This window comes from Hongsoonwoonella zoysiae, from assembly GCF_013266695.1.
Lineage (GTDB): Bacteria > Pseudomonadota > Alphaproteobacteria > Rhizobiales > Stappiaceae > Hongsoonwoonella > Hongsoonwoonella zoysiae.
Genome location: NZ_JABRXF010000002.1, coordinates 108,329 through 128,781 on the forward strand (window position 1 = coordinate 108,329; position 20,453 = coordinate 128,781).

Genomic DNA, 20,453 nt, shown 5'->3' on the forward strand with positions numbered 1-20,453 from the left:
GGGCATGGATTTTCGCGAGAACAGCAAGGCGATCGTCGCGATGATGCTCGCCATGCTCGGCTTCATCGTCAACGACACGCTTGTGAAAGTGGTGTCAGAGCGGCTGCCGCTCGGCGAGATCATGTTCGTTCGCGGGGTGATTGCGATCGTTTTCGTGCTTGGCTTGAGTGCCGCGACGGGCGCGCTTTCGCAATTCCGCCATCTTACCCACAAGACGGTACCGCTGCGCGCTCTCGCCGAGATTTGCGCGACGATCCTCTATCTTACCGCCCTGTTTCGCATGCCGATCGCCAATGTCACGGCGATCCTGCAGGTGTTGCCGCTGGCGGTCACGGCGGCAGCGGCGATTTTCTTCTCCGCGCCCGTCGGCTGGCGGAGGTGGTCGGCGATCGGGGTGGGGTTTTTCGGTGTCCTGCTTATCGTGCGGCCGGGGCTTGAGGGGTTCGATTCATGGGCGATTGTCGCGCTTGGGGGCGTTTGCTGCATGGCGGTGCGCGATCTCGCCACACAGCGAATGCCGAAGAACGTTCCAACACTGGGTGTGACGGCGGCAACGCTGGCCGGCGTTTCAACGGTCGGACTTGCGCTTTCCACCCGCGAAACATGGATGATGCCGACAGGAGGTGAGTTCGCCCTGCTCGTCGGCGCGGCGCTTTTCATCAATCTGGGCTTCAGCTTCATCATTATCGCCATGCGTACTGGAGATATCACCGTTGTCGCTCCATTCCGCTATTCCATCATCCTTTGGGCAATTGCGTTGGGCTATCTCGTATGGGGCGATGTGCCGGATTTCATGACGCTGGCCGGCACGACGATCATCGTGGCGACCGGCATCTATTCGTTCTTCCGCGAACGCAACCTTGCCTCGCACGCCGCCAAGCCGCTTCAAGCGAAAAGTGAAGCTCACGCGCTGGACTAGCTCTTATAATAAGTAATACAAAATATCCCAGATGGCCGTTGGGCATATTTTCGGGGTTTCGAGCATGCTTCAGGACAACCGGCGCGCCATCGGTGCCATTTCGATCGCGATGCTGGCCGGTATCGGCAACGACGTGTTCGCCAAATTGGCCGCAGAAAACCTGCCGCTTGGCGAAATCATGTTCCTGCGCGGCCTGATGGCGCTTGCCATAGTCACGACGCTTGGCATTGCAATGCGTACGAGGGTTACAGTTCGCATGTTCCGACACCCGACGGTGCTTGCGCGAACGGCAGCGAACGGCCTTGGCACGGTTCTCTTTCTTGCAGCGCTTTTTCACCTACCGCTTGCCAATTCGATCGCCATTCTCCAGGCCTTGCCGCTTGTCATCACGGCGGGGGCAGCGATCTTTCTTTCCGAGACGGTCGGATGGCAGCGTTGGACGGCCATTCTCGCAGGTTTTGCGGGCGTTCTGATCGTCGCGCGGCCGGGGGCGGAGGGCTTCGATTATTGGGCGGCCGTCGCCTTCGCCGGCGTTCTTCTGAGCGCTCTTCGCGATCTCATCTCCAAGCGGACGCCAGCCGAAATACCCAGCATCGCGCTGAACATGGCAAGCCTCATCGCGATCATTCTGATCGGGCTGTCGCTGTCGGTGAGGGAAAACTGGCTCGTGCCGACGGGGCGGGAGGTCTTGTTGCTTGGGGCGGCTGCCGCCTTTTTTACCGTCGCAAACCTGCTGATCATCGTCTCGCTGCGCCTTGGCGATATCGCGGCTGTGTCGCCCTTCCGCTACACGATCGTCGTCTGGGCGATCTTGCTCGGTTTCCTGGTGTGGGACGAGGTGCCGGATGCACTTACGCTGACGGGCAGCACCATCATCGTCGGCGCGGGGCTTTTCACCTACTTCCGCGAGCGGCATCTTGCGCGGTCCGCCCGGGTGGCAGGGCCGGTATCCGTCAGGACGTGAAAAGGAGCCAGAGGCCGAGCGCGAGGAAAATCGCAGCGCTAACCCGCGTAAAGGCGATGCTCCAGGGCAAGACCTTTTCCAGCAGGACGAATACGGCAAGGCCGGCGATCCAGACGACATTCATGATGCCGCCTGCAAAAAGAAGCGCCATGATTACCCAGCAGCAGCCGAGGCAATAGGCGCCATGAAGAAGACCCATTCGCAAGGCGCCAGACGCGCCCGGGCGGTAATGCTCCGCCAGGAAAGCCGCCGGGGAACGGCAATGGGCGAGGCAGGCATGTTTCAACGGCGAAAGCTGATAAAGGCCCGCTGCGATCAGCAACGCCGCGCTCAACTGCCGGTTCGTGCTCCACATCATCATGGAATGCAAGAGGCCGAGCTGTTCCAGCGTCCATTGCAGGAATGTCGCGACGGCGCTGAAGCCGAGCCAGGCGAGCAGGTATCCCGCGAGGAACGAAAAGGTGGGAGCCGCAGCCGCCCCCAATCGTCCTTTCCTCTGCTCGTGACGGTAGGCCGTTCCGTAAAGCAGGATAAGGGGGGCCGCACTTGGCGTCATCATGGCGATCATCATGACCCACCACATCATGAGCATGATGAGTGCGTAGGAAAACGACCAGTCCAAAACCATGCCCATCCGCTCTGGAGGCGGAAAGGTGAATGTGCTCATGGCCCGAGTGCCCATGCCCGTTCCGGCACCGCTCAGCACATAAATCCATGAAAGCAGCGTGATGAGGACGAGCCCTGCCAGAATGATCCAGCGCTCTCGCCGGATCATCCGTTCGGCGGCGGTGATGCCCGAAGGCGAAGCACCTTCGCTCGTCATCGCATTGGCCCGCTCAGGCGGCGCGATGGCGGATCACGCCGTGGTTGTTCAGGTGCATGTGGGCCAAATGCGCGTGACTGTCGTTGAGGTCCAGTTTTATCGCACCTTCCGCGCTTGCCGAGCCGCTGCCGACTTCGGCGACGTCGTATTCGAAACCGGTCGGCAAGTTTATCCGCGCGCGATGCGGCTTGCCCGTCACGGGATTGCGGATCGGCCTTGCGCTGCCCTCCGCGAGGTTTGGAATGCGAAAGCGGCCGCTGCAATCGTCTACCGATATCTCCAGCTCGATCGGCGCGAATATCGGGTCATGGACTTTCGCAAAAGTGGTGGCAAAGACTGCGAAAACAGTTGCCATGGGATCCGTGTCCTCGCCGGACATGATCTTGAGAATTGCCTCCCGCTGGGCGGGGGTTGAGCTTTCGTCAATGAACGGCTGGCATTGTCCGTTGCCCTCGTGGATCGCGCCCGGCCAGGAAACCACTGCACCAAAACGAACGCCGGCGAGGTCTGTATCACCGTAGTGTCCTTCCGAAATTTTCATGCAAACGACAGCGTCGCAATGTCCTTTGGAAGGATATGAGTTGAATTGGCATGGGCATCCATAATCGCAGTTGCAATTGGAAACTGACTCCGCCTTAAATTCCCATGGTGTCATAACCAATCCTCCTTTGCGTGAGCGAAGTGAATTTTCCAGAATTTTTTTCTTAAATCTAGCATAAAGAAGGAATGGGTAAATCAAATTATGCTCGAGATAAGAAGTAATCTTATTTAGTTGCGCAAGAAACAATATTGATTTGATGCGCGGAATACTTGAAACACGAACAGGTTGCAATACGCTTCGAGGCATCGACAATCGACCTCATTGCACTGACGACCCGACTCTGATTTCTGATCCTTCATGAAGCGAATATTCTCCGCGCGCGATGCGGCGTTGATGATCGGCCTGCCTTTGCTGTTGCCGGCCGCATGGACGTGGCCGAGGCGGGCGTGGCCAAGACTTGCCCACGCCCTGGAAGGCTCCGCGCGGCGGTTCGTAAGCAACAACCGAACCGACCGCATTCCGACCCGGATGGCCGAAATTCTGCCCGATATCGACGGACCGGGTGCCGCGGACGCAATCCTCACCGAGCTTGCCGGCGAGCAACTCGTGATGCTTATGGAGATGCTGCGCTACCACCGTCCGGGCAGGTGGGACCCGATCATCGAGATCGAAGGGCGCGAGCGCGTCGCGCAGGCGCTGGATAACGGGCGGGGCGCGATTTTCTGGATCAGCCCGTTCGTTCACATGGACATCATCGCCAAGGTGGCGCTCAAGCGATGCGGTGTCGAATTCGTGCATCTCATGCGCGCGACGCATGGGCTGTCCGAGACGGCCTTTGGAGAAGCGGTGCTCAACCGGGTAATGCGCAAGCCGGAAGAGGCGTTCACGCTGCGGCGTGAAGTGATCGACCCGAAAAATGCGGGCCTCGCCGCGCTGCATTTGACCCGTGCCCTCAAAAACGGCGGCAATGTCTGGATAACCGCGGCAAGATCGATGCACCGGAACCGGGCCAAGCCTCTTCGGGTGCCGTTTTTGAACGGCAAATTCAACTTCGCGCCGGGCGCGGCGGCGCTCGCCCTCAGGACTGAGGCAAACCTCCTGCCCGTCGTCACGCTGCGTGAAAGGAAGGGGACCTACCGCGTGGTGGTCGGGCCCAACCTCAACGATCCGGCGACCTATAAGGACGGCGAGCCGACGCCACGGCGTATCGTCCATAGATATGCGAAATTCGTGTCAGGATACGTTGCCGAATATCCGGAGCAATGGCGGGGCTGGTTCCAGCTTTGAGCGAGCGCCGCGGATAATGACGATGCGGTGACGCCGCGCCTGCTGTGCTCGGGCCGGTGTCGCGGAACAGGAAACGCTTTTTCCAGCAATCCTGCCTTGTCGCGACATGGATCGCAGGCGATATAGGTTTGCATGAAACAAGATGTCTTAACGCCGGTTACGGCCCGGCGTCCGTCAATTGCCATCCTCGTTGCCATTTCGGCCGTCAACCCATTGGCAATGAACATTTATCTTCCGTCGATGCCCAGGCTGGTGGAGTTCTTCGGAACGACCATGAGCGAAGTGCAGCTTACGCTATCGCTTTATCTTGCGGCCGTGGCTTTGGCGCAGATCGCCATAGGGCCGCTGTCCGATCGCTTCGGACGGCGGCCGGTGCTGTTGTGGGGGCTCGGCATTTTTCTTGCCGGATCGATGATTTGCGTGTTCGCACAGTCGATTTCGGTTTTCCTCGTCGGGCGCATCCTGCAGGCGGCAGGCGGATGTGCGGGCATCGTGCTTGGACGGGCCATCGTACGCGACCTTTTCGACCGCAGACAGGCGGCAAGCATGATCGGCTATGTGACGATGGGCATGGCGGTCGCGCCGATGGTCGGTCCTGCCATCGGCGGCGTGCTCGACCAGGCGTTCGGCGTTGTGGCGATTTCGATCTTCGTGATCGCCATCGGCCTGGCCGTTATGCTTGCCGCTTTCGTCAACCTGCATGAGACGAACCACTACAAAATGTCCGGCGGCGTCGGCGAATTGTTCAGGAACTTCGGCACACTTATGACGCTTCCCGCGTTTTGGGCCTATGCGCTCACCGCCGCGTTTACGTCGATAACGTTTTTCGCGTTCCTTGGCGGCGGTCCGTTCATTGCCTCGGAACTGCTTGACATGTCGCCGTCGGAATACGGGCTCTATTTCATGCTCGTCGCGGCCGGTTATATCGTCGGCAACTGGGTTTCGGGCCGCCATGCCTCGAGCGCCGGCGTGCTGAAAATGATCACCGCCGGCAACCTGCTCCTGCTGGCGGCAATCGCTGCAATCGCCGTATTCTTCGCGGCGGGATACATACATCCGCTTTCTCTGTTCGGGCCGATCTTTTTTGTCGGAATCGCGAACGGCATCTGCCTGCCGAGTTCGATCGCGGGTGCCGTGAGTGTGCGTCCGGATCTTGCCGGGGCGGCATCGGGTCTGGCGGGGAGCATGCAGATCGGGTTCGGGGCGATCGCATCGGCGCTCGTGGGGTGGTTGCTTTCAGGTGTCTTGTGGCCAGGCACGATCTGGCCCCTCGTGCTTGTCATGGTGCTTGCCTGCGTTGCAACGCTGATCTCCGGTTTCGCGACGAAGATCACCGATCCGGACGGCTGAAGACGTGGCGTCCGGATGTGCCGTCGTTTCGCCGGATTGGTCGTGATAGGGTTTCGGTCAGCGAGAAAAATTGCGGTATCTGACATATGCCCAACAGACGAGTTTATTCCCCCACCCGCCGCGATCTCCTGAAGGGAGGGGCAGCGCTTTGGACGTTGTCCTGCCTGCCGAACGGCGTGATGGCGGCCGACGATGGACCGCTGACGATCGAAGCGCGGGAAGGCACCGCGGAACTTTGGGAAGAAGGCGGACCGAAGGCCGATATCTGGGGATACGAGGGCAGGGTGCCCGGCCCGGTGATCTGGGTTCGCCAGGGCGAGACGCTGCCCGTGCGTTTCGTGAACCGGCTTAAGCAGCCTTCGACGATCCATTGGCATGGTATTCGCCTTGATAACGCATATGACGGCGTGGCGGGACTGACGCAGGAAGCCGTCGAGCCGGGCCAAAGTTTCGACTACCGTATCAAGGCGCCGGATGCCGGCACCTTCTGGTATCACCCGCATAACCGCTCGTGGGAGCAACTGGCGCGCGGGCTTTACGGCGTGCTTATCGTGGAAGAGGCGGGGGCGAAAGCCTATGACCGCGAACTTCTGTTCGTCTTCGACGACTGGCGACTGAACGAAGAACGACAGATCGACGAGGCAAGCTTTGGAAACCTTCATGACTGGAGCCATGCGGGGCGCCTCGGCAATGTGCTGACGACGAACGGCCTGCCGTATTTCAAGGAGCGTGCGCGACCCGGCGAACGGCTTCGTGTGCGGGTTGTCAACACGGCGAATGCGCGGGTGCTTTCCTTCCGCTTCTCAAGGCTGAAGCCACAGGTTATCGCCCTCGATGGGCAGCCGGTGGCGCCGTATGAGTTGGAAGCAGACACTCTGGTGATTGCGCCGTCCCAGCGCGCCGATCTGATCGTGGACGTTCCCTCAAATCCCGGCGTGTTCAAGGTTGAAGAAGTTTCCGGCGCGCCTTTTTCTGCCGGTGAAATCGTCGCCGAAGGGGCGGCCATCACACGCGATAAGCCCTTGCCGGGGGATATCTCGCTTTCTCCAAACCCGCTCAACCGGTCACTTTCGTTCGACGACGCGCTTGCTGTCGATCTGTTGATGCAGGGCGGCGCGATGGGCGGATTACGCGAAGCGAGCCTCAACGGAGAAACAAAGGACCTGAGGTCCCTTGCGCAGGAAGGCAAGGTCTGGGCGTTCAACGGTATCGTGGGCTCGCACCATGACCAGGCCCTTTTTTCGGTCGCGCGCGGGCGCACGATACGGATGCCCATAATCAACGACACCAGCTTTCCGCATGCCATGCATATTCACGGCCACCACTTCAAGGTGCTGTCGCGTAATGGCGTGAAACCGGCTCGCGAAATCTGGCACGACACCGTGCTGACGGAGCCGGGAGAGAAGGTGGAGGTTGCTTTCGTCGCGGATAATCCCGGCAAATGGATGATCCACTGTCACATGCTGGAGCATCAGGCAGCCGGCATGACGGCCCGGTTCGAAGTGGCATAAGATTATCAAAATAAGGCGGATGGATTCATGATGGTGGAGACGGCATGAACAGGCAGGAGCGCCGCGCGCAACGCGCCGAGGGCAATCTCGACACCAAGGGCTTTCTCGATGTCGCGGGAAAGTTCATCGACGTCGCGAACCGCGAGAACCGGAAGATCCCGGCGACAGACTTGCAGATGGCATTTCTCTGGGCGGCGGCGCGCTACAACGCCCATGTCGCCAAGGCGGTGCTCGAGGTGGAAAATCACGAGGAGTTCGTCGAGGAGATGGTGAAGCAATATACGGAGATGCTGCGCCAGCATCTCGCCGATCCGGAACTCGGGTAAGGGCGGCAGGCAAAGGCCCATATAAGTGGAAGCGACTTCACCCTCACCCGGCCCGATCCGCGCCGGCCTCTCCCTTGAAGGGAGAAGGCCAGGGTGAGGGTGGCGCGGTTGGCTAAAGCCGCTTTTCGACCGCGTAGTTGTGGATGGGAACGCCTTCGACCTCAAATTCTCGGCGGGCGGTTTTAGTGAATCCCTTTTTCAGAAAAAAGCGAAGCGCGGCTTCGCTCGCCTCCGCATAAAGGCGTATGAAGCCGAGGTCGCGGGCCTTTTCTTCCAGACGATCGTAAAGTGTCGAGACGGCGCCAGTGCCGGCCGCTTCAGGAGCGGCATAAAGGAAATGGATATGGCCGTCGGGTTCAAGGTCGGCAAATGCGACGGCCTGATCGTCTTTGTCGGTTGCGACCAGCGCAATGCGCCCGTCGCCCATCAATTCCGCGAAACGCTTCGGCGTGGGCGCGAGAGCCGCCCAGGCGCGCAGCTGATCGGGCGAATAATACCGCGCGCCGATTACCAATACCGCTGCCTTGTAGATATCGCTCAGACGCGAAGCGTCATCAGGCCTGTAGCGCCTTACGGGCATTTCGCCCTCAAAGCGTCCGCCGGCCGAACATGTTGGACCTTGGGAAGCCGGTTGGCGGCAGGCGGCCCGCTTGTGCGCGATCTCCGCGCCAGTCCGTCAGTTCATCCAGTGAGCGGGTGAAGCTCCTGCCGGAGGAATCGATCCAGGTGAGGCCTTCTTCGGCCTTGAAGACGACGGCATCCGAAATTTCGCCATCACGATAGCGCTGGAGCCTTACGCCACGCCCGCGCGACATCTCCGCGATCTGCGCCAGCGGGAAAACCAGAAGCTTGCGGTTCTGCCCGATCACCGCGACATGATCGCCATCGGCGGCAACGCAGATCTTGGCTTCCGCCGGGCTGGAGACATTCAGCACCTGCTTGCCCTTGCGGGTATTGGCGACCACATCGGATTCCGAAACGATGAAGCCGCGCGCCTCCGACGAGGCGACGAGAAGCTTGCGTCCAGGCTTGTGGACGAAGCATTCGACGACGTCCTGGCCTTCCTCCATGTCGACCATAAGGCGGATCGGCTCGCCGTGTCCGCGCCCGCCCGGCAGACGGTCGGCGGCGATCGTGAAAACCTTGCCGCCAGTGGAGAAGACGAGGATCTTGTCCGTCGTCTCGGCGAAGAAGGAAATCTTGAGTTTGTCGCCCTGCTTGAAGGCAAGGCTCGACAAATCCGCCTGATGACCCTTGAGCGCGCGGATCCACCCTTTTTCGGAAACGATGACGGTGATCGGTTCCTTCTCGATCATCGCCTGCTGGATGTCGCCAAGATCATGGTCAGGTGCTTCCGTCAGGTCGGTATGGCGGCGGCCAAGCTCGGTCTCCGGCCCGAAGGCCTTGCCGATTTCGGCCACTTCCTTGCTGATCCGCGTCCATTGGCGCTGGTCGGAGCCGAGCAGCTTGACAAGCTCGTCCCGCTCTGCGGTGAGCTTTGCGTGCTCCTTGCGAATTTCCATTTCCTCAAGCTTGCGCAGACTTCTCAAGCGCATGTTGAGGATCGCTTCCGCCTGAACGTCGGTCAGCTTGAAGGTACGGATAAGCTCGGCCTTCGGCTCGTCCTCCTCGCGGATGATGCGGATCACCTCGTCGAGGTTCAGATATGCGATCAGATAGCCTTCCAGGACCTCCAGGCGATGTTCGATCTGGGCCAATCGATGCTCGGAGCGGCGGACAAGAACTTCCTTGCGGTGCTCCAGCCATTCCTGCAGCGCGCGCTTCAGGCCCATTACCGTTGGCACTCGCCCGCGCGACAGCACGTTCATGTTGAGCGGGAAGCGGTTTTCAAGGTCGGTGAGCTTGAAAAGCGACTCCATCATCAAGGCCGGGTCGACGTTTTTGGAGCGGGGCACGAGAACGACGCGCACGTCCTCCGCAGATTCATCGCGAATATCGTCGAGAAGCGGCAGTTTACGGGCCTGAAGCAATTCGGCGATCTTCTCGATCAGCCGCGATTTCTGCACCTGGTAGGGGATTTCAGTGACGACGATCTGCCAGGTGCCGCGGCCAAGATCCTCCACCTCCCAGCGCGCGCGGACACGGAAACCGCCACGGCCCGTCTCGTAAGCCTCAAGCAGGCTTGCCTGATCGGCGACGAGAAGGCCGCCTGTCGGGAAATCCGGCCCCTTCACGAACTGCAGAAGTTCGGAGGTCTCCGCCTTTGGGTTCTTGATGAGGTGAAGGGCGGCTTCGCAAAGTTCCGCAGCGTTGTGCGGCGGAATCGAGGTTGCCATGCCGACCGCGATGCCCGACGAACCGTTGGCGAGCAGATTCGGGAAGCCGGCGGGAAGGACGATCGGTTCTTTCTCTTCGCCGTCGTAGGTTTCGCGGAAATCGACTGCGTTTTCGTCAAGACCGTCAAGCAGGCGTTTGGCGACGTCGGTCAGCCGCGCTTCGGTGTAGCGCATGGCGGCGGCATTATCGCCGTCGATATTGCCGAAGTTGCCCTGACCGTCGACCAACGGGTAACGCTGCGCGAAATCCTGCGCAAGTCGGACAAGCGCGTCATAGACGGCCTGATCGCCATGAGGATGATATTTACCGATGACGTCGCCGACGACGCGCGCGCACTTCTTGAACCCTGCGCCCGGGTCGAGCCGCAAGAGACGCATGGCGTAAAGCAGGCGGCGGTGAACCGGCTTCAACCCGTCGCGCACATCCGGCAGCGCGCGGTGCATGATCGTCGACAAGGCGTAGGAGAGGTAACGCTCCTCCAACGCCTCGCGCAGGTTGATCGGTTCGACGCCACCGGGCGGAATCAGCTCGTTTCCCATATGTTCCAGTTAACCGCATTGCCACGGCGAATCAATTCGTCAGGGTTGGCCTTTGCACAAGTTTTCGCGGAATTCCGCCAATTCCGGCTGGGAAGCGGTCAGGTCGCGTCACGCAGGACCGCCTGAATGAAACCGTCGCGCGCGGGTGAGGGTTCAATCCCGCGCGGTTCCCACACGTGACGGTGCAGGAAAAAGCCGGTGAGGCGGAATGCAGCCTCCAGCGAGGCGGTATCGGCGGAGCGGGGAACCCCTTCCTCGCCTTCGCGCAAGAAAGCGGGCAGCGTCAGAAGCTTGTCGTGGTAGGGGCGCCCGGCCTCCAGGCTGACGGCCCGGCCCGATTTCGGTGAAACGTAGATGAGATCGGCCTTGGTGCCGGTTGCGGCACAGCGCGAAAGATCGAGGCCGAAGCCAAGCTCGTTCAGCATCTGCAATTCAAGGCGCACGACAAGCGCGCCGACGATTTCCGGCGTGTCGGCATGTTCGAGGATAACCTCGAGCGCGTCGAAAAGGGCGGGGTGGGGATCGCGCTCCGGCAGAAGGCGCAGAAGTGCTGCTACGGCCTGAATGCCGTAGGTCCCTTCGGCCGATTGCATCAGCGATGCCGCGCGAAGGTGTGACGGCTCCACGGTGAAATTGCCGAGATGACCGTCAAGGCGCGCGCGCCAGACAAGACCGACCTCGTTGCCAGGCTGAAGTGTGGCCTGATGACGGCGGCTGCGCCCGCCACGGACGAGGCCGAGATGCCTACCCCGGTCTCGCGTCATCACCTCGGCGATGACATCATGCTCTCCATGGCGGCGGCAGCCGAGAATGATGCCTTGCCCCGTCCACTCCATGACATGCCCTCAGACCAACCCGCGTTCAGGTGGAGCCACCTGAACGCCGAAAAGTTGATCGCGTTCAAAATCCTGGAGCATCTTGTCCGCCTTCATTCGAACGCAGGATGTTCTAGTGGGGAAACTCCAGCCCCATCTCGCGGTAGCGTTCCGGATCGTCGGCCCAGTTTCCACGCACCTTCACGAAAAGGAAAAGATGGACCGGCTGCTCCAGCATTTGTGAGATTTCCTCGCGTGCGGCCTGGGAGATCGCCTTGATCGTCTGCCCGCGCTTGCCGAGAACGATGCTCTTCTGGCTGTCGCGTTCCACGAAGATGGTCTGTTCGATCCTGACCGAGCCATCTTTGCGCTCCTGCCAGCTTTCCGTCTCCACCGTGGAGATATAGGGCAACTCCTCGTGCAGCCGCAGGAAAAGCTTCTCACGGGTGACTTCTGCGGCAAGCATGCGCAAGGGAAGGTCGGACGCCTGGTCCTCAGGATAAAGCCAGGGCCCTTCGGGGACGTTTTCGGCGAAATAGGAGACGAGATCGGAAACGCCGTCACCATTAAGTGCGGAGACCATGAAGGTCTGCTCGAATTGGGCGCGCGCGTTGATCAACTGTGCAAGCGCAAGCAGGCTGTCGCGCCTGACGGTATCGATCTTGTTGAGGATCAGGATCTTCTTCAGTTTGATATCGGCAAGCTTTTCGAGGATCTTCTCGTTCTGCTCGTCGAGCCCTTTGCGCGCGTCGATCAAAAGCGCCACGATGTCGGCATCTTTCGCACCGCCCCATGCGGTGTCCACCATCGCGCGGTCGAGCCTGCGCTTGGGTCGGAAAATCCCCGGCGTATCGACGAAAATGACCTGCGATGCCCCTTGCATTGAGATGCCGCGAATGATCGCGCGGGTCGTTTGCACCTTGTGGGTGACGATGGAAACCTTTGTCCCGACAAGCTGGTTGAGAAGGGTGGATTTGCCCGCGTTCGGCGCACCGATCAGCGCGACGAAACCTGCCCTTGTCGGCCCGTCGGGGGCATCGGCATCTGCCGGCATGCCGGACGTGCCGTTATCGTGGCTAGTCACCGTTTTTGTTTCCTGTCCACACGCCTTCGCGCACAAGGGCGGCTTCGGCTGCGTTTTGCTCCGCGATACGCTTCGACCCGCCGGTGCCGGTGGCCGTCTCCGTTCCGTCAATATACACGGTCACGGTGAATTCGGGCGCATGATCCGGGCCGCCCCGGCTGGTGATCTTGTAGGATGGCGGCTCCAGCCCGCGGCCCTGCGCCCACTCCTGCAGGCTTGTCTTGGCGTCGCGCAAGTGACCCGTGAATTCCGTCATGCGCTTGCGCCAGAACCTGTCGACGAAATCGGCAGCGGTTTCATATCCGCCATCGAGATAGATGGCGGCGATCAGGGATTCGCAGACGTCGGCCAGGATCGCCGTCTTCTTGCGCCCGCCCGTTTGCGCCTCGCCGCCGCCGACGCGCAGCGCCTCGCCGATTTGCAGTTCGGACGCGACCTGCGCACAAGTCTCGCGCTTGACAAGCTGGTTCAACCGGCGGGCAAGCTCGCCTTCCTCGGCTTGCGGGAAGGCGGCATAGAGCATCGACGCGATGGCAAGCCCCAGCACCCGGTCTCCCAGAAACTCCAGCCGCTGGTAGCTTTCCGTCGCAACACCTTCTCCCGCGACGGAGGAGGCGTGGGTGAGTGCGCGTTCCAGCAGGCCGGGATCGCGAAAGCGATAGCCTATGCGTTCCTCCAGCGCCAGGTCGGTGCGGCGGCGGCCCATTTTCTGTTTCTCCGAAGCTGTCGCGCCGGTCAAAGACCGCGGAAAATACGGTTCCAGCGGACAGTCCAGGGCCATTTCCAGACCATCCAGGCGGAAGCGTCCTCGTCGATGGAAAAGAAGATGACTTCCGCGCGACCAACAAAATTCTCGAAGGGCACATAGCCGACGGCCGACAGGACCCGGCTGTCGGTGGAATTGTCGCGGTTGTCGCCCATCATGAAGAAGTGGCCGGGCGGCACTTTGTAGACGCGGGTGTTGTCCCACGTTCCGCGCTGGGTCAGGTCCAGCGTATCGTAGGTTACGCCGTTCGGAAGCGTCTCGCGATATCGGGGCACGCGGCGCACATTGCCGAAGGGATCCGTCTCGATATAGTCATCGATCCGCTCGCGTTTCACCGCTTCGCCATTGATGTGCAGGACGCCGTCGATCATCTGGATCTCGTCGCCGGGCAGGCCGATAACGCGCTTGATGTAATCGGTGGAATTATCCTTCGGCAGTTTGAATACCGCGATGTCGCCGCGCTCGGGTTCCTCCGCCCAGATACGCCCTTCCACCGGTGCGAGGCCGTAAGGAAAGGAGTGCTTGGAATAGCCGTAGCTGTATTTGGAGACGAACAGATAATCCCCGATGAGGAGCGTATCCATCATCGAGCCGGAGGGGATGTTGAAAGGCTGGAAGAAGAGCGTGCGGACGACGAGCGCCAGGATCAGAGCCTGCACGATCACCTTGACGGTTTCGTACAGACCGCCTTCCTTTGCCTTCTTTTCTTCGGACACGCTCATTTCATCCTTCGTCTTTCAATTCAAGGTTCCACCATCCGCGCGGCTGGCCCCGGCGCGAAAAAGTTGTCCCAATGGCAATCAAACGTTGCGACCGGATCGAGTCTGTACCGGCCGCAGGCGTAAAATCTTCTATCGGTTCGACTGGTGCAACGCAACGAATAGCGCCGAACCATTCAGTCTTTCAATCGTCGAAGCGTCTCGAGGCTCGGCCAATCAGGCGGCCAGGCAGTGATGACGACAAAGGCTTGTGCGAGCGGAAAGTCGTCCGTGATCGTCAGGTCTATCCTCGCGGAAAACCCGTCAGGTACCAATGATTCCAGACGCTTAAGCGCGCTGCCGCTGAGCTCCATGGTCGGTTTTCCCGACGGTAGGTTGACGACGCCCATTTCCCGCCAGGCGACCCCCATGCGAATTCCGGTGCCGAGCGCCTTCGAACAGGCCTCTTTCGCCGCAAACCGCTTGGCATAGGAGGCGGCGCGTTCCGCACGGCGGTCGGACTTGGCTCTTTCGATTTCGGTAAAGACCCGATTCGTGAAGCGATCGCCGAAACGCGAAAGCGTTTTTTCGATGCGCCTGATGTCGATGAGGTCCGATCCGATGCCGACTATCATTTTGAAACCGATCCGGTTTGAGAGGCGAAATTCATATCAAAGAACAGGGTGGGCGAGGCCAGTGAACGAAAGATAAGCGCTCAGGCGCAAGCATCGCCTCACTCTGCCGACGTCACGCTACGGCGCGGAAGCGAGCGGCGCGCCGCAAGACGCTGGCGCCGCCCTCTTTGATAGGCGCGTACGCTGTAGAACACGGCAAAGTACGAAAGGATTCCGATAATGAGCCCGAGCGGGAGCGCGCCCACGAACATGGGTTTCAGGACCGGCCAGAGTGTGTCGAGCGATTTCTCAAGCAGCGTTTCGCCAAGCTCCCCCTTCAGCGCGTCGGAGCGCAATCGCCTTGCTTCGCCGTGCAGGATCAAGGTGCCGAGCTTATAGGTCGAAGCCCAGATGAAGGGAAAGGTGAAGGGGTTGCCGACGACCGTGCCAAGGGCGGCGGCGAGCATGTTGCCGCCGATGATAAAGGCGATGATGAAACTCAAGATAAAGTGAAAGCCGATAAGCGGTGTAATGGAAGCAAAGGCGCCGGCCGCAAAACCGAGCGCGATGGCATGTGGCGAGCCTGTCAGCCGCAGGATACGTTTCGAAAAATATCGCAGAGAACGCGACCAGCTGTGGCGCGGCCAAACGGCCACTCTCAGGCGCTGTATCTGGTTCGGTTTCTGTCGGCGTTGGAAGAGCATCTCGATCTTTGGCGTGGATTGTATTTGTTGTTGAGTTCGGCGTTCACGTATTTCTATCAGGTCATGCGGCGGTAAATCCGAAGACAATTGAGGCACAGTTGGAGTGGCGACGAATTGCCAACAGAATTTTGGATGCTGACGCCGTTCTTCTTCATCGTTACGTGAGGCCGCGGCTGCCCGGCTTCACGGCCGGAATGGCGGCGAGTTCCGGCGGCAGGTCGTCCGGCGAATAGGCGGGCACCTTGAAATCGCAAAGCGAAATCAGCGGTGCACCGGGGTCGGCTTCGCCGGCGGACCGGTCGATCAGGCAGGCGACACCCAATACCCGCGCCCCAAGCTCCTTGAGCGCATTCACCGTTTCGCGGCTCGAAAGGCCCGTTGTTACGATATCTTCCACGATGACGACGCGCGCACCCTTCTCCATCTCGAATCGGCGCAGGCGAAACCGGCCATCCTCCCGTTCGACCCACATGGCGGGAATGCCCAGATGGCGCGCCGTCTCATAGCCCGGTATCAGCCCGCCGAGGGCGGGCGAGATCACATAGTCGATATCGCCGAGATCCGCGGCGCGGATGCGTTCGGCAAGGGCGCGGCAAAGACGCTCCGTCTTGTCCGGGTACATGAATACACGCGCTTTCTGAACGAACACGGGGCTGCGTAATCCCGAGGAGAGGATGAAATGACCTTCGAGAATCGCGCCGGCCTCCCTGAATATGCTGAGAACCTCTTCCCGGGTCATGTCTTCGCTCTCCTTCGCCATGCGATCAGCCGTTCACCCTTGCCACGCTGGAGACGTTCGAGCGCGCCCTGAGCTGATTGATTACCCTATTCAGGTGCTTGAGGTCCCATACCTCGAGATCGATAATCATTTCGTGAAAATCATGCGCCCGGCGCACCATTTTCAGGTTATCGATATTGGCCTCGAGGTCCGCGATCGTACCGGCAATCGTAGCAAGCGAGCCAGGCTCATTAAGGGCGGCGACCGCGATGCGCGCGGGAAAGCGTTCGCGCCGGTCCCCTTCGAGGTCCCAGCGTACGTCGAGCCAGCTTTCAGGCTCATCCTCGAATTCCTTGAGCGCGGGAGACTGGATCGGGTAGATCGTGATGCCCACGCCCGGCGTCAGGATGCCGACGATCCGATCCCCCGGCACCGCGCCGCCGTCGGGCGCGAAGCGGACCGGCAGGTCGCCCTGCAAGCCGCGTATGGGGATCGAGGGGCCATCGTCGGTGGTGACCGCGCCTTCCGGCACGCGAAACTTCATGCCCGAACCGGCCTCCAGGTCGAACCACCCGTCCTCCGCCGCCGCGTGGGAGACGAGAAGACGCTGTTCGGGCTGCCCGGGCTCGTGGTCGGGATAAAGCGTGCCCAGAACTTCCGCCGCGCGGATTTCTCCACGGCCTATGGCGGCCAGCAGGTCCAGCAGATTGTTCTGGCCGAGCGATCCGAGGGCGGCGGTCAGGTTTTCGTCGCTCAGTTCCCGTCCCGCGCGGTCGAACGCCCGCTCCAGGATATGCCGGCCCAGCGCGCCGTACTGCTTTCTGGCGGATTCGCGCGTTGCGCGGCGGATAGCGGCCCGCGCCTTGCCCGTGACCGCGATGGATTCCCAGGCCGGCGGCGGAGTTTGCGCCTGGCTGCGGATGATCTCCACCTCGTCGCCGTTTCTGAGTTCGGTGACGAGCGGCATGATGTGTCCGTTGATCTTGGACCCGACGCAGGTGTTGCCAACGTCCGTGTGAACGGCATAGGCGAAGTCGATGGGCGTCGCACCACGCGGCAGCGCGATCAACCGCCCTTTCGGCGTGAAGCAGAAGACCTGGTCATGGAAAAGCTCGAGCTTCGTGTTCTCCAGAAACTCTTCGGGCGTATCGCCCAGAGACAACAGGTCGATCGTCCGCCGCAGCCATTCGTATGCGCGGCTTTCCTCCTGAATCTTTGCGATATTGCGCCCGCCGAATTCTCCATCCTTGTAGAGCGCGTGGGCGGCAATGCCGTATTCGGCGACGCGGTCCATGGCGAAAGTGCGGATCTGCAGTTCGACACGCTGCCTGCTCGGCCCGACGACGGTGGTGTGAAGCGAGCGGTAGTCGTTCTGCTTCGGCGTGGAGATATAGTCCTTGAAACGGCCCGGTACCGTGGGCCAAGCGGTATGGATGACGCCGACGACCCGGTAGCAGGCTTCCACCGTACCGACAACGATGCGGAAGCCGTAAATGTCCGATAACTGTTCGAAGGCGATCGACTTCGACTGCATCTTGCGGAAGATCGAATAGGGGCGTTTCTCGCGGCCCTTGACGATCGCAGCGATACCTCGCTCCGCGAGGCGCTCAGTCAGGTTGCTTTCGATATCGGCGATAAGGCCTTCGTTTTTTTCGTGAATTTGCGTAAGGCGCTCGGTGATCGTCTGATATGCATCGGGATTGAGTGTGATGAAGGCGAGGTCTTCCAGCTCCTCGCGCATGTCGTGCATGCCCATGCGCCCGGCAAGTGGCGCATAGATTTCCATCGTCTCTTCGGCGATACGCCCGCGCTTGTGTTCCGGCATGAACTGGAGCGTGCGCATGTTGTGCAGCCGGTCGGCGAGCTTCACGAGAAGGGCGCGCACGTCGTCGGCGATCGCGAGAAGCAGTTTGCGGAAGTTTTCAGCCTGCTTGGCTTTTTTGGAAACGAGATCCAGACGCTTGATCTTCGTCAGGCCCTCTACAAGGTTGCCGATCTCTTCGCCGAACAGCTTGTCGATCTCTGCCCGGGTGGCGTCCGTATCCTCGATGGTGTCATGCAAAAGGGCGACGGCGATGGTCGCCTCGTCGAGGCGCAGGTCCGTCAGAATGGCGGCAACTTCAAGCGGGTGGGAAAAATAGGGGTCGCCTGAGGCGCGCGTCTGGCTGCCATGTTTTTGCATAGCATAGACGTACGCCTTGTTGAGCAGTGCCTCGTCGGCGTTGGGATTGTAGCGTTGAACCCGCTCGACGAGTTCGTATTGGCGCATCATGGCCGTAACCGATCACGGCAAATGGAAGCGCCGCAGGGCGCTGATCCGGACGGCGGGACGAAGGAATTGCCCGCGTTCACGGCCATCCGGAAATACACTTGTGGTCAAATGTCGTCGGAACGCTCCGGCGGGACAAGGCCTTCCAGCCCGCGCAGAAGATCTTCTTCGGACATCCTGTCGAACTCGATGTCGGTATCGTCGACCTGATTGACCTCGGTGCGGCCTTGCGCCTGGCTCGGAACCATGGGCACCGCATCCGGCTCCGGTTCGTCAACCTCGACATACTTCTGCAGCGAGTGGATGAGGTCTTCCTTGAGGTCCTCGGGATTGACCGTCTGTTCGGCCACTTCGCGCAGCGCCACGACCGGATTCTTGTCATTGTCCCGATCGACGGTCAGCGGCGAGCCGCTCGAAATCATCCGCGCCCGATGGCTCGCAAGAAGCACCAGTTCGAAGCGATTCTCGACCTTGTCGATGCAATCTTCGACGGTTACGCGCGCCATGCATCATCTCCATATCATCTTTGGGAAATCGAATGTGGACACATAATGCGTGAAAGAGACGAACGCAAGTCTCGCGTGGTCGAAGGATAAAGTCAGATATGTCAAGGCGATCCGGAAATAACGCTCGATAAACATGTATTTATCGTATGAATTGCCGACGGCAAAACGCCCAAGTCCGGTTGCGAGCGGTGGAATTATCGTGTACGCACGTGGTGCGGCGTTTACATTTCAATAGAACGTCCAAAAACCAAGAACAATGAGGATTCCCTTTCCGGGAACGCCTCGTAGGGCACAGGCACGTATCCGCGGTGCGGATGAATTGCAGGGCGTAAGGTAAATATCGGAAAGACTTCGCGGCGGTGAAAATTTGCAAGCCCATTGGGTCAAAAATCCAAATCGTGAAGTCTACTTCCAGATGCTAATGAATAGATACGCCTTGTATTCCAGAGAAAGGCTTTTCCAGAATGTTCGACCCACGCGAAAAGATTGCTCTGTTCATTGATGGAGCTAATCTTTATTCTACTGCAAAAGCAATCGGTTTTGATATCGATTATAAAAGACTGTTGAAGGAATTTCAATCAACTGGCTACCTTCTTAGAGCGTATTACTATACGGCTTTGATCGAAGACAGCGAATATTCTTCAATTCGGCCCTTGATTGATTGGCTGGATTATAATGGCTATAAGGTTGTCACCAAACCTGTGAAGGAATTCGTCGACTCCAGCGGACGCCGCAAGGTCAAGGGCAACATGGACATCGAACTTGCGGTCGATGCCATGGAGATCGTGGAAAATGTCGACCATATCGTCCTGTTTTCCGGTGACGGGGACTTCCGCTCCCTGGTTGAAGCCCTGCAACGCAAGGGGCGAAAGGTGAGCGTGGTCTCAACGCTGCAGACGCAGCCGCCGATGATCGCCGACGATCTGCGCCGCCAGGCCGACCATTTCATCGATCTTGCCGCACTTGCCAACAAGATCGGCAGGGACCCGGCCGAGCGTGCGCCGCGCGCGCCCGTTACGGACGATGACGACGACGATTATTGATTTTTCGGGTTTCGATGCAGCCAACTGATCCTGAACGCGACTGCCTGGCCTGTCCGCGGCTGGTCGCGTTCCGTGAAGTGCACCGGACGCGTGAACCCGGCTGGTTCAATGCGCCGGTGCCGACATTTTCCGGCGGAACGCCACGTCTCTTGATCGTCGGTCTTGCGCCAGGCCTGAAAGGCGCGAACCGCACGGGACGGCCTTTCACGGGCGATTATGCGGGCGATTTGCTTTATCAAACCATGGTCGAATTCGGGTTTGCGCGCGGGACATACCGCGCAAGGCCCGATGACGGCCTGGAACTGGTGGACGCGGCGATCACCAACGCCGTCAGATGCGTGCCGCCCGAGAACAAGCCCGTCGGCGCGGAAATCAGAAACTGCCTTCCGTTTCTTGGAGAAACCATTCGCCGGCAGATTGGGCTTGTGGCCGTCATGGCGCTTGGCCGGATCGCGCATGACGCGGCGCTTTCGGCGCTTGGCGCGCGCCGTGCGGCCCACCCCTTCTCGCACGGGGGCGAGCATGAGCCTGTGCCGGGCCTGAGGCTTTTCGACAGCTATCATTGCTCGCGCTACAACACGAACACCGGTCGCCTTACGCCGGAAATGTTTCAGGATGTGTTTCGCCGTATAAGAGCCTATGTGGATGCCGCTTGCTGAGACCAGGTCCAGACCCTGA

At 60.1% G+C, this 20,453-nt stretch carries 21 protein-coding genes; 8 read left to right on the plus strand and 13 right to left on the minus strand.

Features of this window, described 5'->3' with window-relative positions; all coding sequences use genetic code 11:
• The first annotated feature begins 4 nt into the window (after positions 1-4).
• Together HPQ64_RS11795 and HPQ64_RS11800 are read left to right on the plus strand one after the other, a co-directional pair.
• Positions 5-919: a DMT family transporter gene (locus tag HPQ64_RS11795; RefSeq protein ID WP_172888712.1), complete on the plus strand. Its 915-nt coding sequence runs from the start codon at positions 5-7 to the stop codon at positions 917-919.
• A gap of 64 nt (positions 920-983) precedes the next feature.
• The gene (locus HPQ64_RS11800; protein WP_172888713.1) at positions 984-1,883 is read left to right on the plus strand and encodes a DMT family transporter; all 900 of its coding nucleotides are present in this window, start codon (positions 984-986) and stop codon (positions 1,881-1,883) included.
• On the opposite strand, the gene HPQ64_RS11805 is transcribed toward HPQ64_RS11800, so the two are convergent.
• Both HPQ64_RS11805 and HPQ64_RS11810 read right to left on the minus strand, forming a co-directional pair.
• A complete protein-coding gene (locus tag HPQ64_RS11805) occupies positions 1,873-2,706 on the minus strand; it encodes a DUF2182 domain-containing protein (protein ID WP_172888714.1) in 834 nt (277 codons plus the stop codon). The two genes, HPQ64_RS11800 and HPQ64_RS11805, sit on opposite strands and share 11 nt — an antisense overlap.
• A gap of 13 nt (positions 2,707-2,719) precedes the next feature.
• Complete coding sequence (locus tag HPQ64_RS11810; protein ID WP_425483826.1) at positions 2,720-3,367, minus strand: DUF1326 domain-containing protein; 648 nt, start codon at positions 3,365-3,367, stop codon at positions 2,720-2,722.
• A 237-nt stretch (positions 3,368-3,604) separates the two neighbouring features.
• Here HPQ64_RS11810 and HPQ64_RS11815 point away from each other — a divergent pair, with 237 nt between their 5' ends.
• The 4 genes from HPQ64_RS11815 (at position 3,605) to HPQ64_RS11830 (ending at position 7,721) form a co-directional block, all read left to right on the plus strand.
• A complete protein-coding gene (locus HPQ64_RS11815; RefSeq protein ID WP_172888715.1) occupies positions 3,605-4,534 on the plus strand; it encodes a lysophospholipid acyltransferase family protein in 930 nt (309 codons plus the stop codon).
• Positions 4,535-4,666: 132 nt separating this feature from the next.
• Positions 4,667-5,884: a multidrug effflux MFS transporter gene (locus HPQ64_RS11820; RefSeq protein WP_172888716.1), complete on the plus strand. Its 1,218-nt coding sequence runs from the start codon at positions 4,667-4,669 to the stop codon at positions 5,882-5,884.
• Positions 5,885-5,970: 86 nt separating this feature from the next.
• On the plus strand, positions 5,971-7,395 hold the full coding sequence (locus tag HPQ64_RS11825) for a multicopper oxidase family protein (protein WP_172888717.1): 1,425 nt from the start codon (positions 5,971-5,973) through the stop codon (positions 7,393-7,395).
• A 44-nt stretch (positions 7,396-7,439) separates the two neighbouring features.
• A complete protein-coding gene (locus HPQ64_RS11830; protein WP_172888718.1) occupies positions 7,440-7,721 on the plus strand; it encodes a DUF3144 domain-containing protein in 282 nt (93 codons plus the stop codon).
• A 112-nt stretch (positions 7,722-7,833) separates the two neighbouring features.
• Here the strand turns inward: HPQ64_RS11830 and HPQ64_RS11835 are convergent, their stop codons facing one another.
• From HPQ64_RS11835 to rpoZ, 11 genes are all read right to left on the minus strand, one after another.
• A complete protein-coding gene (locus HPQ64_RS11835) occupies positions 7,834-8,301 on the minus strand; it encodes a GNAT family N-acetyltransferase (protein WP_172888719.1) in 468 nt (155 codons plus the stop codon).
• Between the two features lie 7 nt (positions 8,302-8,308).
• Positions 8,309-10,558 (minus strand): DNA topoisomerase IV subunit A, encoded by a 2,250-nt coding sequence (parC, locus tag HPQ64_RS11840; RefSeq protein WP_172888720.1) that lies wholly within the window; start codon positions 10,556-10,558, stop codon positions 8,309-8,311.
• A 98-nt stretch (positions 10,559-10,656) separates the two neighbouring features.
• Positions 10,657-11,394: a DNA repair protein RecO gene (gene recO, locus HPQ64_RS11845; protein ID WP_172888721.1), complete on the minus strand. Its 738-nt coding sequence runs from the start codon at positions 11,392-11,394 to the stop codon at positions 10,657-10,659.
• A gap of 112 nt (positions 11,395-11,506) precedes the next feature.
• Positions 11,507-12,427 (minus strand): GTPase Era, encoded by a 921-nt coding sequence (gene era, locus HPQ64_RS11850; protein WP_172889566.1) that lies wholly within the window; start codon positions 12,425-12,427, stop codon positions 11,507-11,509.
• A 22-nt stretch (positions 12,428-12,449) separates the two neighbouring features.
• Positions 12,450-13,163 carry a ribonuclease III gene (gene rnc, locus HPQ64_RS11855; RefSeq protein ID WP_172888722.1) on the minus strand — a complete coding sequence of 238 codons (714 nt, stop codon included), beginning with the start codon at positions 13,161-13,163 and terminating at the stop codon, positions 12,450-12,452.
• A gap of 29 nt (positions 13,164-13,192) precedes the next feature.
• A complete protein-coding gene (gene lepB, locus HPQ64_RS11860) occupies positions 13,193-13,945 on the minus strand; it encodes a signal peptidase I (protein ID WP_172888723.1) in 753 nt (250 codons plus the stop codon).
• Between the two features lie 173 nt (positions 13,946-14,118).
• Positions 14,119-14,556: a holo-ACP synthase gene (acpS, locus tag HPQ64_RS11865; RefSeq protein WP_172888724.1), complete on the minus strand. Its 438-nt coding sequence runs from the start codon at positions 14,554-14,556 to the stop codon at positions 14,119-14,121.
• Between the two features lie 98 nt (positions 14,557-14,654).
• Positions 14,655-15,239 carry a DUF2062 domain-containing protein gene (locus HPQ64_RS11870; protein WP_172888725.1) on the minus strand — a complete coding sequence of 195 codons (585 nt, stop codon included), beginning with the start codon at positions 15,237-15,239 and terminating at the stop codon, positions 14,655-14,657.
• A 157-nt stretch (positions 15,240-15,396) separates the two neighbouring features.
• The gene (gene pyrE / locus HPQ64_RS11875; protein WP_172889567.1) at positions 15,397-15,978 is read right to left on the minus strand and encodes an orotate phosphoribosyltransferase; all 582 of its coding nucleotides are present in this window, start codon (positions 15,976-15,978) and stop codon (positions 15,397-15,399) included.
• Between the two features lie 25 nt (positions 15,979-16,003).
• Positions 16,004-18,229: a RelA/SpoT family protein gene (locus HPQ64_RS11880; protein ID WP_172888726.1), complete on the minus strand. Its 2,226-nt coding sequence runs from the start codon at positions 18,227-18,229 to the stop codon at positions 16,004-16,006.
• Between the two features lie 104 nt (positions 18,230-18,333).
• Positions 18,334-18,732 (minus strand): DNA-directed RNA polymerase subunit omega, encoded by a 399-nt coding sequence (gene rpoZ, locus HPQ64_RS11885; protein WP_172888727.1) that lies wholly within the window; start codon positions 18,730-18,732, stop codon positions 18,334-18,336.
• 464 nt (positions 18,733-19,196) lie between these two features.
• Here rpoZ and HPQ64_RS11890 point away from each other — a divergent pair, with 464 nt between their 5' ends.
• Both HPQ64_RS11890 and HPQ64_RS11895 read left to right on the plus strand, forming a co-directional pair.
• A complete protein-coding gene (locus HPQ64_RS11890; protein WP_172888728.1) occupies positions 19,197-19,775 on the plus strand; it encodes a LabA-like NYN domain-containing protein in 579 nt (192 codons plus the stop codon).
• A 14-nt stretch (positions 19,776-19,789) separates the two neighbouring features.
• Positions 19,790-20,434 carry a uracil-DNA glycosylase gene (locus HPQ64_RS11895; protein ID WP_172888729.1) on the plus strand — a complete coding sequence of 215 codons (645 nt, stop codon included), beginning with the start codon at positions 19,790-19,792 and terminating at the stop codon, positions 20,432-20,434.
• The last annotated feature ends 19 nt before the right edge of the window (positions 20,435-20,453 follow it).